Genomic DNA, 19358 nt, shown 5'->3' on the forward strand with positions numbered 1-19358 from the left:
AAACGGCTCCTCATTCGGCGAGCTCGTTGTCGAGAAGATCGAAGATGTTCTCGACCGTGGCTGCTTTGAGATCGTTGTCGTCCGCGTGGTCCGCAGCCGTTTCACGGCCGCTTTCCAAGGTGAGCAGTAGGGCTTTCACTCGGGCCGCCAGAACGGTTCGCGCGTCGTCGTCGAGGGAAATTCCCTTGACCATCTTCTCGAGTTTCCCGACCTCACCCAGGGCCGCTGAACCGGTGCTGGCCTGGGTGTATCCGATTTCCTTCTTAATGAATTCGGAGAGTACGGACGGTGTCGGGTAATCGAATGCGAGGGTCGCGGGCAGTTTCAGTCCCGTGGCGGCGTTCAAACGGTTGCGCAGCTCCAGTGCGGTCAGCGAGTCGAAACCCAGATCCTTGAATGCCCGGCCGGCTCCCACGGCTTCCGCCGAGGAATGGCCGAGAACGGCGGCCGCGTTTGTGCGAACCAGCGTCAGTAATATCCGGTCGCGGTCCGATTCGACCACCGCGTTCAACTGCTCCCGCAGTGAGCGGGCCGCATCCGCGCCTCCGGCGGCCGCCGCGGACCGCAGCGAATGCCCGGCCAGCGCCCGCCAGACGGCGGCCATCGGCTCGCCCCGGGACGCCTGGGCGCGCAGGGCGGCCACATTGAGCCGGGCCGGGACGAGCAGGGCCTCGTCCCTGGCCATGGCCAGGTCGAGCAGTGCCAGGCCGTCGTCGGCGGTGATCTCGCTCATGACGCCCCTGCTGGCCCGCTGACGGTCGTCGGCGTCGAGGTGCCCGGTCATCGAGCTGGCCCCCGCCCACAGTCCCCAGGCGAGCGAGACGGCGGGCAGGCCCTCGGCCCGGCGGTGGGCGGCCAGTGCGTCGAGGAAGGCGTTGCCCGCCGCGTAGTTGCCCTGCCCGGGAGCGCCGAAGGTCGCGGCGCCCGCCGAGAACAGCACGAAGGCGTCCAGGCCCTCGGTGAGCTCGTGGAGGTTCCAGGCGGCGTCGGCCTTGGGCCGCATGACCGCGTCGATCCTGGCGGGGGTGAGCGATCCGATGACGCCGTCGTCCAGGACACCGGCGGTGTGCACGACGGTGGTCAGCCCCTCGGTCCGGGCGAGCACCCCGGCCAGCGCGGCCCGGTCGGCGGCGTCGGCGGCCGTGATCCACACGTCCACCCCCGACTGGGCGCAGTCGGCGGCCAGAAGCGCGGCCCCCGACGCGGACGGGCCGGACCGGCTGAGCAGCAGCAGCCGCTCCGCCCTGCCGGTCGAGGCCAGATGCCGGGAGACCAGCGCGCCCAACATGCCGGTGCCACCGGAGACCAGGACCGTGCCGGTGGTCCGACTCAGGTCCGCGGTCGGCTCGGGGCCGCTCGACAGGCGGGTCAGTCTTCGTCCGTGGACGGCCCCCTCGCGGATCGCCACTTCCGGTTCCTCGGACGCCACGGCCTCGGCCAGGTGCTCGATCCCGCCATCCGCGGGGAGGTCGATCAGGAGCAGGCGGCCCGGTTCCTCCGACTGGGCGGAGCGCACGAGACCCCACGCCGAGGCGGCGGCCACGTCGGTCACCGGCTCGCCGGTCCTGGCCGCGACCGCGCCCCGGGTGACGATGGCCAGCCGGGCGTCGGACAGGGCCGGGAGGGTCAGCCAGTGCTGGACCAGGCTCAGAGTGTTCGTGGCGATCAGCCGCGACGCCTCGGCCACGCCCGGGGTCGCGGATCCGACTTGGGCGAAGACCACGTCGGGGGCGGGCCGTCCGGCCTCGATCGCCTCGGCCAGTGCGGCCAGGTCGTCGTGGGCATCGGCGGCGATCCCGAACAGGTCGGTACCGATCAGCGCCCAGTCGGAAGTGAACGCCACTTCAGCGCCGCCGACCGGGATCCACTCGACGCCGAAGAGGGCGTCGCGCAGACCGCTACCGGCTTGCTGAAGGGCACCGGCCGTGATGGGCCGCAAGATCAGCGACTCCACCGACACGACGGGGCGCCCGGTGGGGTCGGCCGCGTCGAGGGTGAGGCCGCCCGCGCCGTCCCGGGCGAGCCGGACGCGCAGGGTGGACGCCCCGACGGCCTGGAGCGACACGCCGGTCCAGGCGAAGGGCACCCGGACCCCGCCGTCCTCGCCCGTGCCGGGGAGCAGGGCGGCGGCGTGCAGGGACGCGTCGAGCAGGGCCGGGTGGAGGCCGAAGCGGGCGGCGTCGGAGGCGGCGCTTTCCGGCAGGGCGATCTCGGCGAAGACCTCGGCGTCACGCCGCCAAGCCGCTTTCAGTCCCTGGAAGACGGGGCCGTAGCCGTATCCGCCCGCGGCCTGGATCTCGTACAGGTCCGTGACGTCGACGGGTTCGGTGTCCTCGGGCGGCCACACCACGAAGCCGGCCGAGCCTGCGGGGCGGTCGGGGGTGAGGCGTCCAGTGGCGTGCCGGTTCCAGAGGCCGCCGTCCGCGTCGTCCGGGCGGGCGTAGACGTCGACGGTCCGGGAGCCGTCGGCGTCCGGGGCGGCGACCACGACCTGGATCTGAACGGCGCCGGTCGCGGGCACGACCAGCGGCGACGCCAGGGTCAGTTCGGCGACCCGGGTGCAGCCGACCTCGTAGCCGGCCCGCACGGCGAACTCCACGAACGCCGTGCCCGGCAGCAGCACCGTCCCGCCGACGGCGTGGTCACCGAGCCAGGGCTGCGCGCGCAGGGACACCCGCCCGGTCAGGACGACGCCCTCCCCGCCCGCCAGCTCGACCGCCGCGCCCAGGAGCGGATGACCCACCGCGCCGAGCCCGGCCGACCGCACGTCCCCTGCGCCGCCGACGGACATCCGCGACCAGTAGCGGCGGCGTTCGAAGGCGTAGGTGGGCAGTTCGACCACATCGGCCTTGGGCACGACGGAGGCCCAGTCGACCGGCACACCGTGCACGTGGGCCTCGGCCAGCGAAAGGAGCATCCTGGCCGGGCCGCCGTCGTCGCGGCGCAGTGTCCCGGTCACGACGGGCGTCCGGGATTCGAGGGTGGCGGTGACGGCCGTGACCAGCACCGGATGCGGGGACGATTCGACGAACACGCGGTACCCCGCCTGCCCGAGCGTCTCGATCGCCGCCGAGAACCGGACCGGCGCGCGCAGGCTGGCGAACCAGTAGCCCGCGTCCAGCTCGGGTCCCTGGAGGAACTCGCCGGTCATCGCCGACACCATCGGGATCCGGCCGGAACGTGGGGTGACGCCCTCCAGCAGGCGGAGGATCTCCTCGCGCAGCTCGTCGACCTGGGGGCCGTGGGAGGCGTAGTCGACGGGCAGGATCCTGGCCCTGACGCCCTCCCGCTCACACTCGGCCGCCAGGAGCTCGACGGCCTCGGGGTCGCCGGACACGACGGTGGCGTCGGGCCCGTTGACCACGGCGACCGTCAGCCTGCCGTCATAGGCGGCGAGCCTGGTCTCCACGGCGTCGGCCGGTTCGGCCACGGAGAGCATCCCGCCACGCCCGGCCAGCGCCGTCAGCGCCCTGCTGCGCAGCGCCACGACCTTGGCCGCGTCCTCCAGCGACAGGACCCCGGCGACCACCGCCGCCGCGATCTCGCCCTGCGAATGCCCGACCACCGCGTCGGGCTCCACGCCCGCCGCCTGCCACACCGCCGCCAGCGACACCATGACCGCCCACAGCGCCGGCTGGACGACGTCCACCCGGTCCAGGTCCAGCTCATCGTCCAAAGACCAGTCCGTGTACGGAGCCAGCGCCCTCCCGCACTCCGCGAGTCTGGCCGCGAACACCGGGCTGTGCTCAGCCAGCTCCCGGCCCATCCCGGCCCACTGCGACCCCTGACCGGGGAACACGAACACCGCCCGCCGGTCACCGGCCGGCACGGCACCGGTCACGACCCCGGCGGCGGGTTCACCCGAAGCCACGGCACCCAGCCCGGCGACCAGCTCACCGGCCCCGGCCCCGATGACCACGGCCCGATGCTCGAACACGGCCCGGGTAGTGGCCAGAGACCAGGCGACGTCGCCCAGAGCCTCGGCACCGGGCAGGGCTTGAGCGCTGTCACCGACAAGACGCGCGGCCACGCGATCAGCCGCAGCGTCGTCGCTCAGGCCGTCGACGGTCGTCTGGCCGGGGTCGGTCAGCTGGTGCTCGGCCAAGCGGTGGGCCTGGCGGGCCAGTCCCTCGGTGGTCTTGGCGGACACCAGCCAGGCGGTGGGCCCGCCGGTGAGGACCGGGAGGGCGGGCTCATCGTCGGAATCGTGCGGGTCGTCGAGGGTGGGGGGCTCCTCCAGGATGATGTGGGCGTTGGTGCCGCTGACGCCGAAGGACGACACACCCGCCCGGCGGGGCCGGGCGGTCGCGGGCCAGGCCACCGGCTCACTCAGAACCCTCACGTAGCCCGTGGACCAGTCGACGTGCGGGGACGGCTCCTGCGCGTGCAGGCTGGCCGGGAGCACCTCGTGCCGCATCGCCAGGACCATCTTGATGATCCCGGCGACACCCGCCGCCGCCTGGGTGTGGCCGATGTTCGACTTCACCGAACCGAGCCACAGAGGCCGGTCCCGATCCTGTCCGTAGGTCGCCAACAAAGCCTGGGCCTCGATCGGGTCGCCCAGTACCGTGCCGGTGCCGTGGGCCTCGACGGCGTCGACGTCGGTGGGGCGGAGCCCGGCGTCGGCCAGAGCGGTCCTGATCACCCGCTGCTGGGAGGGGCCGTTCGGGGCGGTGAGGCCGTTCGAGGTGCCGTCCTGGTTGACCGCGCTGCCTGCGACCACGGCCAGCACGCGGTGGCCGTTCCTGCGGGCGTCCGACAGGCGTTCGACGACGAGGACGCCCGCGCCCTCGCCCCAGCCGGTGCCGTCGGCGCCGGACCCGAAGGACTTGCACCGGCCGTCTCCGGCCAGGCCCTGCTGGAGGGCGAACTCGGCGAACGCCCCGGGGGTCGCCATCACCGTCACGCCACCAGCCAGCGCCAGCGACGACTCGCCGGAGCGCAGCGACTGGCAGGCCAGGTGCAGGGCGACCAGCGACGACGAGCAGGCCGTGTCCACGGTGACCGCCGGGCCTTCGAGCCCGAGCGTGTACGCCACCCGGCCGGAGATCACGCTGGTGGCGCTGCCGGTGAGGAAGTAGCCCTCGGTCCCGGCGGAGTCGGCCGACGGTTGCAGGCTCATGCCGTAGCCGGAGGACCAGGCGCCCGCGAACACACCAGCCGGGGTGCCGCGCAGAGACGCGGGGTCGATCCCGGCCTGCTCCAGCGCCTCCCACGAGGTCTCCAGCAGGAGCCGCTGCTGCGGGTCCATCGCGAGCGCCTCGCGGGGGCTGATCCCGAAGAACGCGGGGTCGAAGTCGCCCGAGTCGTACACGAAACCGCCGACCGGGGTGAACGCGCTCTCGTCGCCGTCGGCGGGGGCGAAGGCGTCCCAGCCGCGGTCCGTCGGGAACGCGGAGATGGCGTCGGTGCCGGTGGACAGCAGCGTCCAGAAGTCGCCGAGCGTGCCTGAACCGCCGGGCAGGCGGCAGCTCATGCCGACGATGGCGATCGGCTCGTCCGACGACGCGGTCGTGTGGACGGGAACGTCGGCGCCCGCCTGCTCGCCGATCAGGTCGGCGCGCAGGTGCTCGGCCAGCGCGGCGGGGGTCGGGTAGTCGAAGACCAGCGTGGCCGGGAGCCGTCGTCCGGTGGCGGTGTTGAGCCGGTCGCGCAGTTCGACGGCGGTGAGGGAGTCGAAGCCGACGTCCTTGAACGCCCGGGTGGCCTCCACGGCGTCGGGCGAGGAGTGCCCGAGGACGAGCGCCGCCTCGGCCCGGACCAGGTCGGTCAGGATCCTGTCCTGTTCGGCCCGGGAGAGGCCGCGCAGCCGCCGTTCGAGCTCGGACGCCGCGCCGGTGGCCGGTCCCTCGGCGTCGGCGGCGGGTTCGGCCAGCGCGAGCCGCACCTGGGGCAGGTCGCCGATCAGCGCGCTGGGCCGGTGCAGGGTGAAGACCGGGGCGAAGCGGGCCCAGTCGAAGTCGGCCACGGTGACCGGGCCCTCACCGCGGTCGAGGATCGCGGCCAGCGCGCCGATCGCCGGTTCGGGGTCCATCTCCCGCAGGCCGAGGCGCTGGAGCTGGTCGCCGCCTTCGCCCTCGCCCATCCCGCCGCCGCCCCACAGACCCCACGACACCGAGGTCGCGGTCAGGCCCCGGGCGAGCCGGTTCGCGGCGAGCGCGTCGAGGTAGGCGTTGGCGGCGGCGTATGCGGCCTGCATCCGGCTGCCCCAGATGGCGGCGCCGGAGGAGAACAGGACGAACGCGTCGAGGTCGCGGTCTTCGGTGAGCGCGTCGAGGTTCGCGGCCCCGGCCGTCTTGGCGACGGCGGCATTGGCCAGGTCGGCGACCGTGGTGTCGTACACGAGCGAGGCCTGCGCGACGCCGGAGGCGTGGAACACCGACCGCAGCGCGGGCCCGCTCCGATCGATCCAGCTGAGCAGCCCGGCCACCTGGGCGCGGTCGGCCGTGTCACAGGCGACCACGGAGACGGCGGTGCCCTCGGCGGCCAGTGACGCGGCCCGTTCCGCGATCCCGGAGGCGCGGGCGCCCGATCGGGAGACCAGGACGACGTGGGGGACGCCGCGTCCGGCCAGCCAGCGGGCCACCCGGCCGCCGATCGATCCGGTGCCGCCGGTGATCAGGGCGCTGCCCGATGACGTCCACTCGCCGGTTCCGAGGGGGCGCGGCGCCGGAAGGAGGCGGCGGCCCAGGATCGCGCCGTCGCGGATCGCGACCTGGTCTTCGCCCGGGGCCAGTCCTCCGGCCAGCACGGAGGCCAGGCGGGTTGCGGCAGGTTCGTCCAGGATCGGGGGGAGGTCGACCAGACCGCCCCAGCGGTCGGGGTTCTCCAGTGCGGCGATCAGTCCCAGGCCCCAGACCTGGGCCTGCACCGGGCTGGTCACGGTGCCGACCGCTCCGGATGTCGCGGCCCAGACCGGGGCGTGGACGTCCAGGAGCGCGAGCGTCTGGATCAGGTGCAGGGTGCCGGCCAGACCGGCGTTGACGGCGGGTGAGTCGCTCAGCGGCGTCTCGTCGAGGGCCAGCAGCGACAGCACGCCCGCGACCGGCTCCGGTGCGTCGGCGAGTGCCGATTCCACCGAGGCTGCGCCGTTCTCGGCGAGCACCACCAGGGCGCCCGCGCCGGTCAGGGCCTCGACGCAGGCGCGGGCGAGGTCGGTGGTCCCGGCGGGGGCGACGACGAGCCAGGTGCCGGTCAGCGACGCGGGGGCCGGGTCGGGCAGCGGGGTCCAGGCGACGCGGTAGCGCCAGTCGGCGGTCAGCGACTCCTCCCGGTCGCGCTGGCGCCAGGAGGCCAGGGCGGGGAGCACCTCGCTGAAGGGGCGTTCGCCGTCGACGTCGAGAGCCCCGGCCAGCCCGGCCAGGTCGCCCTGTTCCACGGCCGTCCAGAAGCGGGTCTCGGCCTCGCTGCCCGCGTCGATCGCGGCGGGGAGCGGTTTCGGCCAGAAGTATTCGTGCTGGAAGGCGTAGGTGGGCAGGTCCACCTGCCGTCCGGACGGAAGGATCGCGGGCCAGTCGACGTCCACGCCCCGCACGTGGGCGCGGGCGAGGGCGGTCAGCACTGCCGTGGCCGCGTCGGTGTCCGGGCGGGCCGTCGGGATGAACGTGGCGTCGGCGTTGGCGGCCCCCATCGCCGACAGGGTTCCGTCGGGGCCGATCTCGATGAAGATCGTGACGCCCTGGGCGGCCATCGTCGTGACCGTGTCGGCGAACCGGACCGGCTGCCTGGCCTGGTCGGTCCAGTAGCCGGGTTCCGGCCAGATCACCGGCTCGCCCGTCAGCGCGCCGACCCAGGCGACGGAGGGAGGCGCGTGGTTCAGACCGCCCGCCACCGCGCCGAGTTCGTCGAGGACCGGATCCATCAGGGCCGAGTGGAAGGCGTGGCTGACCCGCAGGCGTCGTACTCGTCGGCCCTTCGAACGCCATGACTCCACCACGGCGTCGACCGCGTCGTCATCGCCGGAGACGACCACTGACGACGGGCCGTTCACGGCCGCCAGGGAGACGTTCTCGAGTTCGGCGACGATCTCGACTTCGCTCGCCTCGATGGCGGCCATCGCACCGCCCTCGGGAAGGGCCTGCATCAACCGGGCGCGGGCCGCGACGAGGCGGCACGCCTCCGGCAGGGTCAGCACACCGGCCGCGTGGGCGGCGGCGATCTCCCCGACCGAGTGACCGGCGACGACATCGGGCACCACGCCCGCCGCCTTGAGCAGGGCGACGAGCCCGACCTCGACCGCGAACAGCCCGGTCTGGGCGTAGAGCGTCAGCGTGGCCCGAGCGTCGTCTCCAGCGGGGGCGTAGCGGGTCTGCGAGGCCGGGGAATCGCCCCCGGCGGTCTGGGGAGCCTGGGAGTCGTCCCCTGCGCCGAGCACCACGTCCCGGATAGGGAGGCCGAGTTCGGCCTCGATCAGGGCGCAAGCTTGGTCGAACGCCTCAGCGAAGGCGGGCGAGGCCGCGTACAGGTCGCGGCCCATCCCTGCCCGCTGGACACCCTGACCGGCGAAGAGGAAGCCCACCCGGCCGGGCCCGCTTGCGGGGACCGTGCCCTGGATCACGCCGGGGGCGGAGGTGCCCGCCGCGACGGCGGCGAGGCCGCCGGTCAGGTCGCCTAGGACGACCGCCCGGTGTTCCAGCGTCGCCCGGGTCCGGGCCAGCGACCAGCCGACGTCGGCCGGGTCGAGGTCCGGGAGCGCGGTGAGGTGCGCGGCGAGCCGCCCGGCCTGAGCCGCCAGACCGGTGGCCGATCCGCCGGACAGCGGCCATGCCAGCGGTGCCGGGTCCAGGACCTTGCGCGGCGCGGGAGCTTCGACGCGTTCGACATCCGGCGCCTCTTCGATGATCACGTGGGCGTTGGTGCCGCTGACGCCGAACGCCGACACGCCCGCCCGGCGGGGGCGGCCGTTCACCGGCCAGGCCACCGGCTCGGTGAGCAGGCGAACGTCACCGTCGGACCAGTCGACGTGCGGAGACGGCTCGTCGGCGAACAGGGTCACCGGCAGGGTGCCGTGCCGCATCGCCAGCACCATCTTGATCACGCCCGCCACCCCGGCCGCGGCCTGGGTGTGGCCGATGTTCGACTTCACCGACCCGAGCCACAGGGGCCGGTCCCGATCCTGCCCGTACGTCGCCAGGATCGCCTGCGCCTCGATCGGGTCACCGAGGACGGTCCCGGTGCCATGCGCCTCGACCGCGTCCACGTCGGCGGCGGTCAGCCCGGCCCCGGCCAGCGCCGCCCGGATCACCCGCTGCTGCGAGGGCCCGTTGGGGGCGGTGAGCCCGTTCGACGCGCCGTCCTGGTTGACCGCGCTCCCGCGCACGACCGCCAGGATGTGGCGTCCGTTGCGCTGTGCGTCGGAGAGCCGTTCGAGCACCAGGACTCCGGCGCCCTCGCCCCAGCCGGTGCCGTCGGCGCCCGCGCCGAACGACTTGCACCGGCCGTCACGGGCCAAGCCCTGCTGGCGGGCGAACTCGGCGAACGCGCCGGGGGTCGCCATCACCGTGACGCCCGCCGCCAGGGCGAGCGAGCACTCCCCCGCCCGCAGCGCCTGCGCGGCGAGGTGCAGCGCCACCAGGGAGGAGGAGCAGGCCGTGTCCACCGTGACCGCCGGGCCTTCCAAACCCAGCGTGTACGACACCCGGCCCGAGATCACGCTGGTCGCGTTGCCGGTGAGCATGTAGCCCTCGGTCCCGGCCTGGTCGAGCCCGGTGCCGTAGGCCGACCACGAGGCCCCGGCGAACACGCCGGTCTGGCTGCCGCGCAGCGAGGCGGGGTCGATGCCGGTCCGCTCCAGCGCCTCCCACGTGGTCTCCAGCAGCAGCCGCTGCTGCGGGTCCATCGCGAGCGCCTCACGCGGGCTGATGCCGAAGAACGCGGCGTCGAAGCCGGTGGCGTCGTACACGAACCCGCCCTCGGCGCCGAAGTCGCCGTGGACGCCCCAGCCCCGGTCGGTGGGGAAGGCGGAGACGGCGTCGGTGCCGGTCGACAGCAGGTTCCAGAAACCGTCGGGGGTGACGGCGCCGCCGGGGAAGCGGCAGCCGATGCCGACGACGGCGATCGGCTCGCCCGGGTCGGCGACCACGACGGGCGTCACCGGCGCGGCCGATCCGGCGGCGCCGAGCAGCCCGTCCCGCAGGAACGCGACGACCGCCGCCGGGGTGGGGTGGTCGAAGACGAGCGTGGCGGGGAGCTTCAGCCCGGTGGCCGCGTTGAGGCGGGTGCGCAGGTCGACGGCGGTGAGGGAGTCGAAGCCGAGGTCCTTGAACGCCTTCGCGGCGGGCACGGCGTCGGCGGACGCGTGCCCGAGCACGGCGGCGGCCTCCGCCCTGACCAATTCCGTGAGCACCCGATCCTGCTCGGGCCGGTTCAGGCCGCGCAGGCGGCGGCCCAGTGCGGTCCCGGCCTCCCGGTCGTCGCCGCCAGGGGCGTCGTCGAGGGCACGCTGGGCGTCGGGCAGGTCGGCCAGCAGCGGACTGGGCCGCTGCACGGTGAAGACGGGGGCGAACCGGGCCCAGTCGATGTCCGAGACGGCCATGAGGGGCTCGTCGGCGTCCAGGATCCCGGCCATCGCCGCGATCGCGGGCTCCGGGTCCATTTCCCGTACACCCAGGCGTTGCAGGGCTTCACCGGCCGGGCCTTCGCCCATGCCGCCGCCGCCCCACAGCCCCCAGGCGATCGAGGTCGCGGCCAGCCCGCGCCCGCGCCGGTCCTCGGTGAGGGCGTCGAGCGCCGCGTTCGCGGCCGCGTAGCCGGACAGCTGCCCGCTGCCCCAGGCGGCGGCACCGGACGAGAACAGGACGAACGCATCCAGATCGGTGGTGGCCTCGTCGAGGAAGCGGGCGCCACCGGCCTTGGCCTGCGACACCTCCGCCAGCTCAGGCACGGTGAGGTCGGCGACCAGACCGCCCAGCCCGGCCCCGGCGGCGTGGAACACCGAGGTCAGCCGGGGGCCGGTCGCGTCGATCCAGTGCACCAGTCCAGTCACCTGCGAACGCTCGCCGACATCGGCGGCGACGACGGACACGTCACTTCGAAGAGCCAGTTCGGCGGCCAGCGCCGCGACTCCGGCGGCGGAGGGGCCGGAACGGCTCGACAGCACCAGCCGGGCGGCGTCGCGCCCAGTGAGCCAGCGGGCCACGTGGCCGCCGACACCACCGGTGCCACCGGTGACCAGCACGCTGCCGCCCGGCACCCACCGGCGGTCGGAGCGGGGCCGGGGCGCGCGGGTCAGGCGGCGGCCCAGCACTCCCCCGGCGCGGATCGCGACCTGGTCCTCACCACATCCGGCCAGGACGGCGGCGAGCCGTCCTGCAGTGCGGGCGTCCCAGGTGGCGGGCAGGTCGATCAGGCCGCCCCAGCGGTCGGGGTGTTCCAGCCCGGCGACCCGGCCGAGCGCCCAGGTCTGCGCCTGCGCCTGTCCGGTGGGGACCTCGCCCGCACCGGCGGCCATCGCGCCCGAGGTCAGCACCCAGAGCGGGGCGTCGATACCGGCCTGGCCGAGGGTCTGGATCAGTGCGGTCGTCGCGGCCAGCCCGGCGGGCACGACCGGGGCCTCCGGCAGCGGCGACTCGTCCAAGGCCAGCAGGGAGACGACTCCCGTGAAAACGGGTCCGTCTCCGAGCGGGGCCATAAAGGGGTCATCGACGCGCATCACGTTCGCGCCGTGGGCGGTCAGGGCCTCCGCGCACCGTTCCCCGTCGGGGCCGACCACCAGCCACGTCCCGGACAGGGTCGCGGAGGACGGCACCGTGACCGGGGCCCAGGTGATCTTGTAGCGCCAGTCGGCGGTGACGGCCGCGCCGTGTTCGCGGCGGCGCCAGGCGGCCAGGGCGGGCAGCACCTCGCGCAGGTGCGCCTCGTCCACGGACAGGGTCCGCGCCAGGCCGTCGAGGTCGCCGCCTTCGACGGCGGTCCAGAACTCACCGCTCTCGGTCGGAGGGATCTCCGCGACCGACCGCTTGGGCCAGTAGCGCTGCCGCTGGAACGCGTAGGTCGGCAGGTCGACGGGCGCCACCGCCGCCAGCACGGCGGTCCAGTCGACGAAGACGCCGTGGGCGTGCAGATGGGCCAGCGAGGCCAGGACCCGCGAGGGGCCGCCGTCGTCACGCCGCAGGGTTCCGGTGACGATCACCGAGTCGTCGACGGTGTCCGCGACCGCGGCGGTGAGCACCGGGTGAGGGGAGGCCTCGACGAAGACCCCGTAACCGGCGTTCCCCAGCGTCTCGACCGCGCGGTGGAACTCGACGGGGGCGCGCAGGCTGGAGTACCAGTAGCCGGCGTCCATCTCGGGGCCTTGGAGGAACTCGCCGGTCATCGCCGACACCATGGCGATGAGGCCGGGCCTGGGCGTGACCGGCGCCAGCACGGTCAGCAGTTCGTCGCGGACGGCCTCGACCTGCGGCCCGTGCGAGGCGTAGTCGACCGGCAGCATCCGCGCCCGGATCCCGTCGCGCTCGCACTCCGCGAGGAGCGCGGCGAGCACCGAGGGGTCACCCGAGACGACGGTGGCCTCCGGGCCGTTCACCGCCGCGACGGACGCCCGGTCGCCCACGAGGACCCTGATCCGGTCGGCGGACGCGGCGATCGAGAGCATCCCGCCGTGTCCGGCCAGGGCGAGCAGGGCGCGGCTGCGCAGGGCCACGACCCTGGCGGCGTCCTCCAGGGACAGGATCCCGGCGACCACGGCCGCCGCGATCTCGCCCTGCGAGTGACCGAGCACGGCGTCCGGGATCACGCCCGCCGACTGCCAGAACTCGGCCAGCGAGACCATGGTCGCCCAGAGGGCGGGCTGGACGACGTCCACGCGATCGAGGTCGAGGTCGTCGTCGTCCAGCGACCAGTCGACATAAGGCTTCAAAGCCTTCTGGCACTCGGCGAGACGGGCCGCGAACACCGGGCTGGTGGCGGCCAGCTCGCGGCCCATGCCGATCCACTGCGAGCCCTGGCCGGGGAACACGAACACGACCGGCCCGGTCCCGCCCGCGACACCGGTCACGACTCCGGCGGCGGGTTCGCCCGAGGCCAGCGCGCGGAGTCCGGCCGTCAGGTCGTCGCGGGTGGTGCCGGTGACGACGGCGCGGTGCTCGAACAGCGACCGGGTGGTCGCCAGCGACCAGGCGACCCCGGCCGGGTCGAGCCCGGGGTGGGCGGCGAGGTGGTCGGCCAGCCGCCGGGCCTGCTCGACCAGGCCGGACGCGGTCTGACCGGACACCGGCCAGGCCGTCGCGCCCGACAGCGCCGGGGCCTGCTCGACGGGCGTGATCCCGGCCGGGAGCGGTGCCTCTTCGAGGATGACGTGGGCGTTGGTCCCGCTGATCCCGAACGCCGACACACCGGCGCGGCGGGCGCGGCCGTTGGCCTTCCACGCCACCGGCTCGGTGAGCAGCCGCACGTCACCGGTGGTCCAGTCGACGTGCGGTGAGGGGACGCCGGCGTGCAGCGTGGCGGGCAACAGGTCGTTCTGGAGGGCCAGCACCATCTTGATCACACCGGCCACACCGGCGGCCTGCTGGGCGTGCCCGATGTTCGACTTCACGGTGCCGAGCCACAGCGGCCGGTCGCGGTCCTGGCCGTAAGTGGCGAGGATCGCCTGCGCCTCGATCGGGTCGCCCAGGACGGTACCGGTGCCGTGCGCCTCGACGGCGTCCACGTCGGCGACGCCCAGACCGGCGGAGGCCAGCGCGGCGTGGATCACCCGCTGCTGCGAGGGACCATTGGGGGCGCTGAGCCCGTTGGAGGCGCCGTCCTGGTTCACCGCGCTGCCCGCGATGACGGCCAGCACGGTGTGCCCGTTGCGGTGGGCGTCGGAGAGCCGCTCCAGCACGATCATGCCCGCGCCCTCGGCCAGGCCCATGCCGTCGGCCTCGGCGGAGAACGCCTTGCAGCGCCCGTTCTGGGCGAGGGCGCCCTGGACCGAGAAGCCGATGAATTCGGCGGGGTCGGCGATCACCATCACGCCACCGGCCAGCGCCAGGTCACACTCACCGGCGCGAAGGGCCTGCGCGGCCAGGTGCAGCGACACCAGCGCCGACGAGCAGGCCGTGTCCACGGTGACGGCCGGCCCTTCAAGCCCCAGCGTGTACGAGATCCGGCCCGAGATGACACTGGTGATGTTGCCCGTGAGAAGGTGCGCCTCCGCGCCGTCGAGGTCGGCGCCATAACCGGTCTGCCCGGCGTAACCGGAGGCCGCCGCGCCCGCGAAGACGCCGGTCAGCGAGCCGCGCAGCGACACCGGGTCGAGCCCCGCGCGCTCCAGCGCCTCCCACGAGGTCTCCAGGAGAAGCCGCTGCTGCGGGTCCATCGCGAGGGCCTCGCGCGGGCTGATCCGGAAGAAGCCCGGGTCGAAGTCGGCCGCCCCGGCGACGAAACCGCCTTCGTTCGTGTACGAATCCAGCGCCCCCTCGGGGATCTCCCAGCCCCGGTCGAGCGGGAACCCGGCGATCGCGTCGCCACCGTCGGCGAGCAGCCGCCACATCGCCTCGGGGCTGTCGACGCCGCCGGGGAACCGGCAGCCCATGCCGACGATCACGATCGGGTCGGCGGCCGAGACCGGGGTGACCCGCGATCCCGCCGCCGTCAGCTGCTGGGCGCCCATGAGCTGGGTCACGATCTGCCCGGCCAGCAGAGCCGGCGACGGATAGTCGAACACCACTGTGGACGGCAGCCGCAGGCCGGTCGCCTCGTTCAGGCGTCCGCGCAGCTCGACGGCGGTCAGCGAGTCGAAGCCGATGTCACGGAAGGCCCGCCCGGCCTCCAGGGCCTCGCCCGAGGTGTGTCCCAGCACGGCGGCGGCATGCCCGGCGACCAGGTCGGTGACGATGCGTTCCCGCTGCGCGGCCGACACCCCGGCCAGCCGTTCCCGCAGCGCGGCGGCCTCCGCCGAGGTCACCACGGCGGCGCCGGTCGAACCGGTGTCCTGCTGGCGCGCCTCGGGGATCTCGTCCAGCAGCGGCCACGACCTGACCGCGCCGAACACCGCCGAGAAGCGCGCCCAGTCGACGTCGGCGACCGACAGCACGGTCTCGCCGTCGGCGAGGACCTGGCCGAGCACGGTCAGCGCCCGTCCCGGGTCGAGCAGCCTCAGTCCCTGACGGCGGATGCGCTCCGGCACCAGGCTCTGCGGCCGGTCGGCGCCGTTGGCGTCGTCGAAGCGGCCGCCGGAGCTCCAGACGCCCCACGCCACCGACGTCGCGGGCAGGCCGCGAGCGCGCCGGTTCTCGGCGAGAGCGTCGAGGTGGGCGTTGGCCGCCGCATAGGTGCCGTGCTCGCCGACGCCCCAGGTCGCGGTGATGGACGAGAACAGCACGAAATCGTCGAGGTCGAGACCGGCGGTCAGCGCGTCGAGGTTGGCCGCGCCGGCGACCTTGGCGCTCAGGGCCAATGCCAGCCCATCGACGTCGGTCTGTTCGAGGTTCGCCAGTTCGACCGCGACCGCCGCGTGGATCACCGTGGACAGCGGCGGGGCGACCGTGGGAATCCAGGCCAGCAGCCCGGCCAGCGCGTCGCGGTCGACGACGTCGCAGGCCGTCATCGTGACGCCCGCACCCGCCTCGGCCAGGAAGGCGGCCAACACCGCCGCACCGGGCGTGCCCGGCCCACGACGGCTGGTCAGCACGGCGTGCCGGGCCCCGGCGTCGGCCAGCCAGGCGGCCAGGTCGGGGCCGATCGCCCCGCTCGCCCCGGTCAGCAGGACGGTTCCGCGCGGCCGCCACACGGCGTCGGCGTCGCGGCGCGGTGTGGCGCGCACCAGGCGGCGGGCCAGCACGCCACCGGTCCTGATGGCGACCTGGTCCTCGTTCCCCGCGGCCAGCACTCCGGCGAGCCGGGCCGCGGATCTGTCGTCCAGGACCGGAGGCAGGTCGATCAGGCCGCCCCACCGATCGGGATGCTCCACCCCGGCGGTACGCCCGAGGCCCCACACCTGCGCCTGGGTCGGGCTGGCCAGTACGCCGCCGTCGCCCGTCGCCACGGCGCCCTGGGTCAGCACCCACAGCGGGGCGGTCAGCCCGGCGTCGCCGAGCGCCTGCACCAGGGCCAGCGTCCCGGCCACGCCCGACGGCACCTCTGGCCGGTCGGCCAGCGGAGACACGTCCAGGCCCAGGAGTGAGAGCACCCCGGTCACCGGGCCTTCGAGCGCGGAGATCGTCTCGCCGAGGCCGAGCCGGGTCACGTCGTCGCGGTCGACCTCGACGACCCGCGCGTCGGCGCCGCGTTCGGTCAGCGCGCGCAGGCAGGCGTTGGCCAGGCCCTCGCCCGCAGGGGCGATGATCAGCCAGGTTCCCGGCAGTGTCACGGAGGCGGGTTCGCGGACCGGCACCCAGGAGATCCGGTAACGCCAGTCTGCCGTCGCCGACTCGTCGCGCTCGCGCCGCCGCCATGACGCCAGAGCCGGGACCAGCTCGTTGAGGGTGGTCCCGTCGACCGAGAGCGCCCGGGACAGGTTGTCGACGTCTCCGGCTTCGACGGCGGACCAGAACCGGGCTTCGGCGGCCGAGCCGGTGCCGCCGCCGGTGGTGACGGGGATCTGGATCGGCTTGGGCCAGTAGCGCTGGCGCTGGAAGGCGTAGGTGGGCAGTTCGACCTGGTCTGCCTTGGGCACGACGGTGGTCCAGTCGACGTGGACACCGCGCACGTGCGCTTCGGCCAGCGAGGCCAGCAGCCTGGTGGGGCCGCCGTCGTCGCGCCGGAGAGTGCCGGTCACGATCGGGACCGACGAGAAGGCGCTCTCTTCAGCGACCTTTTCGAGGGTGTCGGCGATCGCGTTGGTGAGCACGGGGTGGGCGGAGCTCTCGACGAAAACGCCGTAGCCGGAGCGGCCCAGCACTTCGACCGCGCGCGAGAACTCGACGGGGGCGCGGAGGCTGGCGTACCAGTAACCGGCGTCCATCTCGGGGCCCTGGAGGAACTCGCCGGTCATCGCCGAGACGACGGGGACCCTGCCCTCTTGCGGCGCGATGCCTTCGAGGAGGTTCAGGATCTCCTCGCGCAGCTCCTCGACCTGGGGGCCGTGGGAGGCGTAGTCGACGGGCAGTATGCGCGCCCGGACACCGTCACGCTCACAGTCGGCGAGCAGCGCGGCCAGCGCTTCGGGATCGCCGGAGACGACCGTCGCGGCGGGACCGTTGACCGCCGCGATCGACACCCGCTCGCCCGTCGGCTTCTTGCGGCCTCGTCCCTTGGGCTTCGCCAGGGCCTCCACCCGATCGCGCACGGAGGCGACCGGTTCGGCGATGGAGAGCATCCCGCCCTTGCCCGACAGCGCGACCAGCGCCCGGCTCCGCAACGCCATGACCTTGGCGGCATCGTCCAGAGACAGGATTCCGGCGACGACCGCCGCCGCGATCTCGCCCTGGGAGTGGCCGACGACCGCGTCGGGTTCCACGCCCGCCGCCTGCCAGACCGCAGCGAGCGAGACCATGATCGCCCACAGCGCGGGCTGCACCACGTCCACGCGGTCGAGATCCAGATCGTCGTCGTTCAGCGACCAGTCGACATAAGGCTTCAAAGCCTTGTCGCACTCGGCCATCCGGGCCGCGAACACCGGGCTTTTCGCAGCGAGCTCCCGGCCCATGCCGATCCACTGCGAGCCCTGGCCGGGGAACACGAAGGCCACGCGGCCGTTGCCGGTGGCGGGAACCGCTCCCGTCACGACTCCGGGGCCGGGCTGACCGGTGGCCACGGCCGCCAGGCCCGACAGCAGGTCGTCGCGGTCGCCGCCCAGGACCACGGCGCGGTGCTCGAACACCGAGCGGGTCGTGATCAGCGACCAGGCGGTTCCGGCGACGTCCATGCCGGGGCGGTCCTGCGCGAACTCGTTCAGCCGGGCGGCCTGTGCGGCCAGTCCGGCCGCGCTCCGGGCCGAGATCGGCCACACCGGGACCGGCCCGGTCAGCACCGGCAGTGCGGCGGCCGTGCGCTCCTCGCCGGTGGCGTCAGGTGCGTCGTCATCGGGGTCGGGATCGTCGGCGAGGGCGGGCGCTTCTTCGATGATCGCGTGGACGTTGGTGCCGCTGACGCCGAAGGCCGACACGCCACCGCGACGGGGACGCCCGTTCGACGGCCACGCGACCGGCTCGGTCAGCAGGCGCACGTCACCGGCGGTCCAGTCGACGTGCGGGCTGGGCTCCTCGGCGTGCAGGGTGCGCGGCAGCTCCTGGTGCCGCAGCGCCAGCACCATCTTGATGACGCCGGCGATACCGGCGGCGGTCTGCGTGTGGCCGATGTTCGACTTCACCGAGCCCAGCCACAGCGGGCGGCCGTCCTCGCGGTCCTGGCCGTAGGTCGCGAGCAGCGCCTGCGCCTCGATCGGGTCGCCGAGAACCGTGCCGGTGCCGTGCGCTTCGACCGCGTCCACCTGTTCGGCCCGCAGGCCGGCGTTGGCCAGCGCGGTGCGGATGACCTTCTGCTGCGACGGGCCGTTGGGTGCGGTCAGGCCGTTGCTGGCGCCGTCCTGGTTCATCGCGCTGCCGGCCACCACGGCGAGCACCGGGTGGCCGTTGCGGCGGGCGTCCGACAGCCGCTCCAGCAGCAGCACCCCGGCGCCCTCGCCCCAGCCGATGCCGTCGGCGTCGGCGGCGAACGCCTTGCACCGGCCGTCGAAGGCCAGGCCCTGCTGCTTGGAGAACTCGGCGAACGCCGACGGCGTCGACATGACCGCCACGCCGCCCGCCAGCGCCATCGAGCACTCACGCGACCGCAGCGCCTGACAGGCCAGGTGCAGCGCGACCAGCGACGAGGAACAGGCCGTGTCCACCGTGACGGCCGGGCCTTCAAGCCCGAGCGTGTACGAGATCCGGCCCGAGATCACCGAGGTCAGGCTGCCGATCATCAGATAGCCCTCGGAGCCGCCCTCCTCGGCCAGACCGTGACCGTAGGCGCCGAAACCTGCCCCGGCGAAGACGCCGGTCGCCGAACCCTTCAGCGACAGCGGGTCGATCCCGGCCCGCTCGATGGCCTCCCACGCCGTCTCCAGCAGCAACCGCTGCTGCGGGTCCATCGTGACCGCCTCACGCGGGCTGATCCCGAAGAACCCCGGGTCGAAATCGGCCGCGTCATAGAGGAAGCCACCGACGCGGGTGGTCGACTCGGCGTCGCCCGCCCCGGCGTACAGGCCCTCGGGGTCCCAGTTCCGGTCGGACGGGAATCCGGAGATCGCGTCGGTGCCGTCGGCCAGCAGGTTCCACAGATCCTCCGGCTCACGCACGCCGCCCGGGAACCGGCAGCCGATACCGACGATCGCGATCGGCTCCCGGTCGCGGTCGCGGAGCCGCTTGCGGGTCCGGCGCAACGTGGTGGTTACCTGCTTGAGGTAATCGCGAAGCTTGTCCTCGTTATCAACCGCAGCCATGGTGGCCTACCCC

At 74.0% G+C, this 19358-nt stretch carries 1 protein-coding gene; it reads right to left on the bottom strand.

Translation table 11 applies throughout. The features are described 5' to 3' along the window. Nucleotides 1–10: 10 nt before the first annotated feature. Entirely contained in the window at nucleotides 11–19345 is a 19335-nt protein-coding gene (locus tag ACYQ78_RS09255) for a type I polyketide synthase (protein WP_459800324.1), read from the bottom strand. Nucleotides 19346–19358 lie beyond the last annotated feature (13 nt).

Source organism: Herbidospora sp. RD11066 (genome assembly GCF_054661255.1).

Coding starts and splice junctions, on each gene's coding strand:
- ACYQ78_RS09255 (WP_459800324.1), bottom strand. CDS start 19,345: ATGGCTGCGGTTGATAACGAGGACAAGCTTCGCGATTACCTCAAGCAG.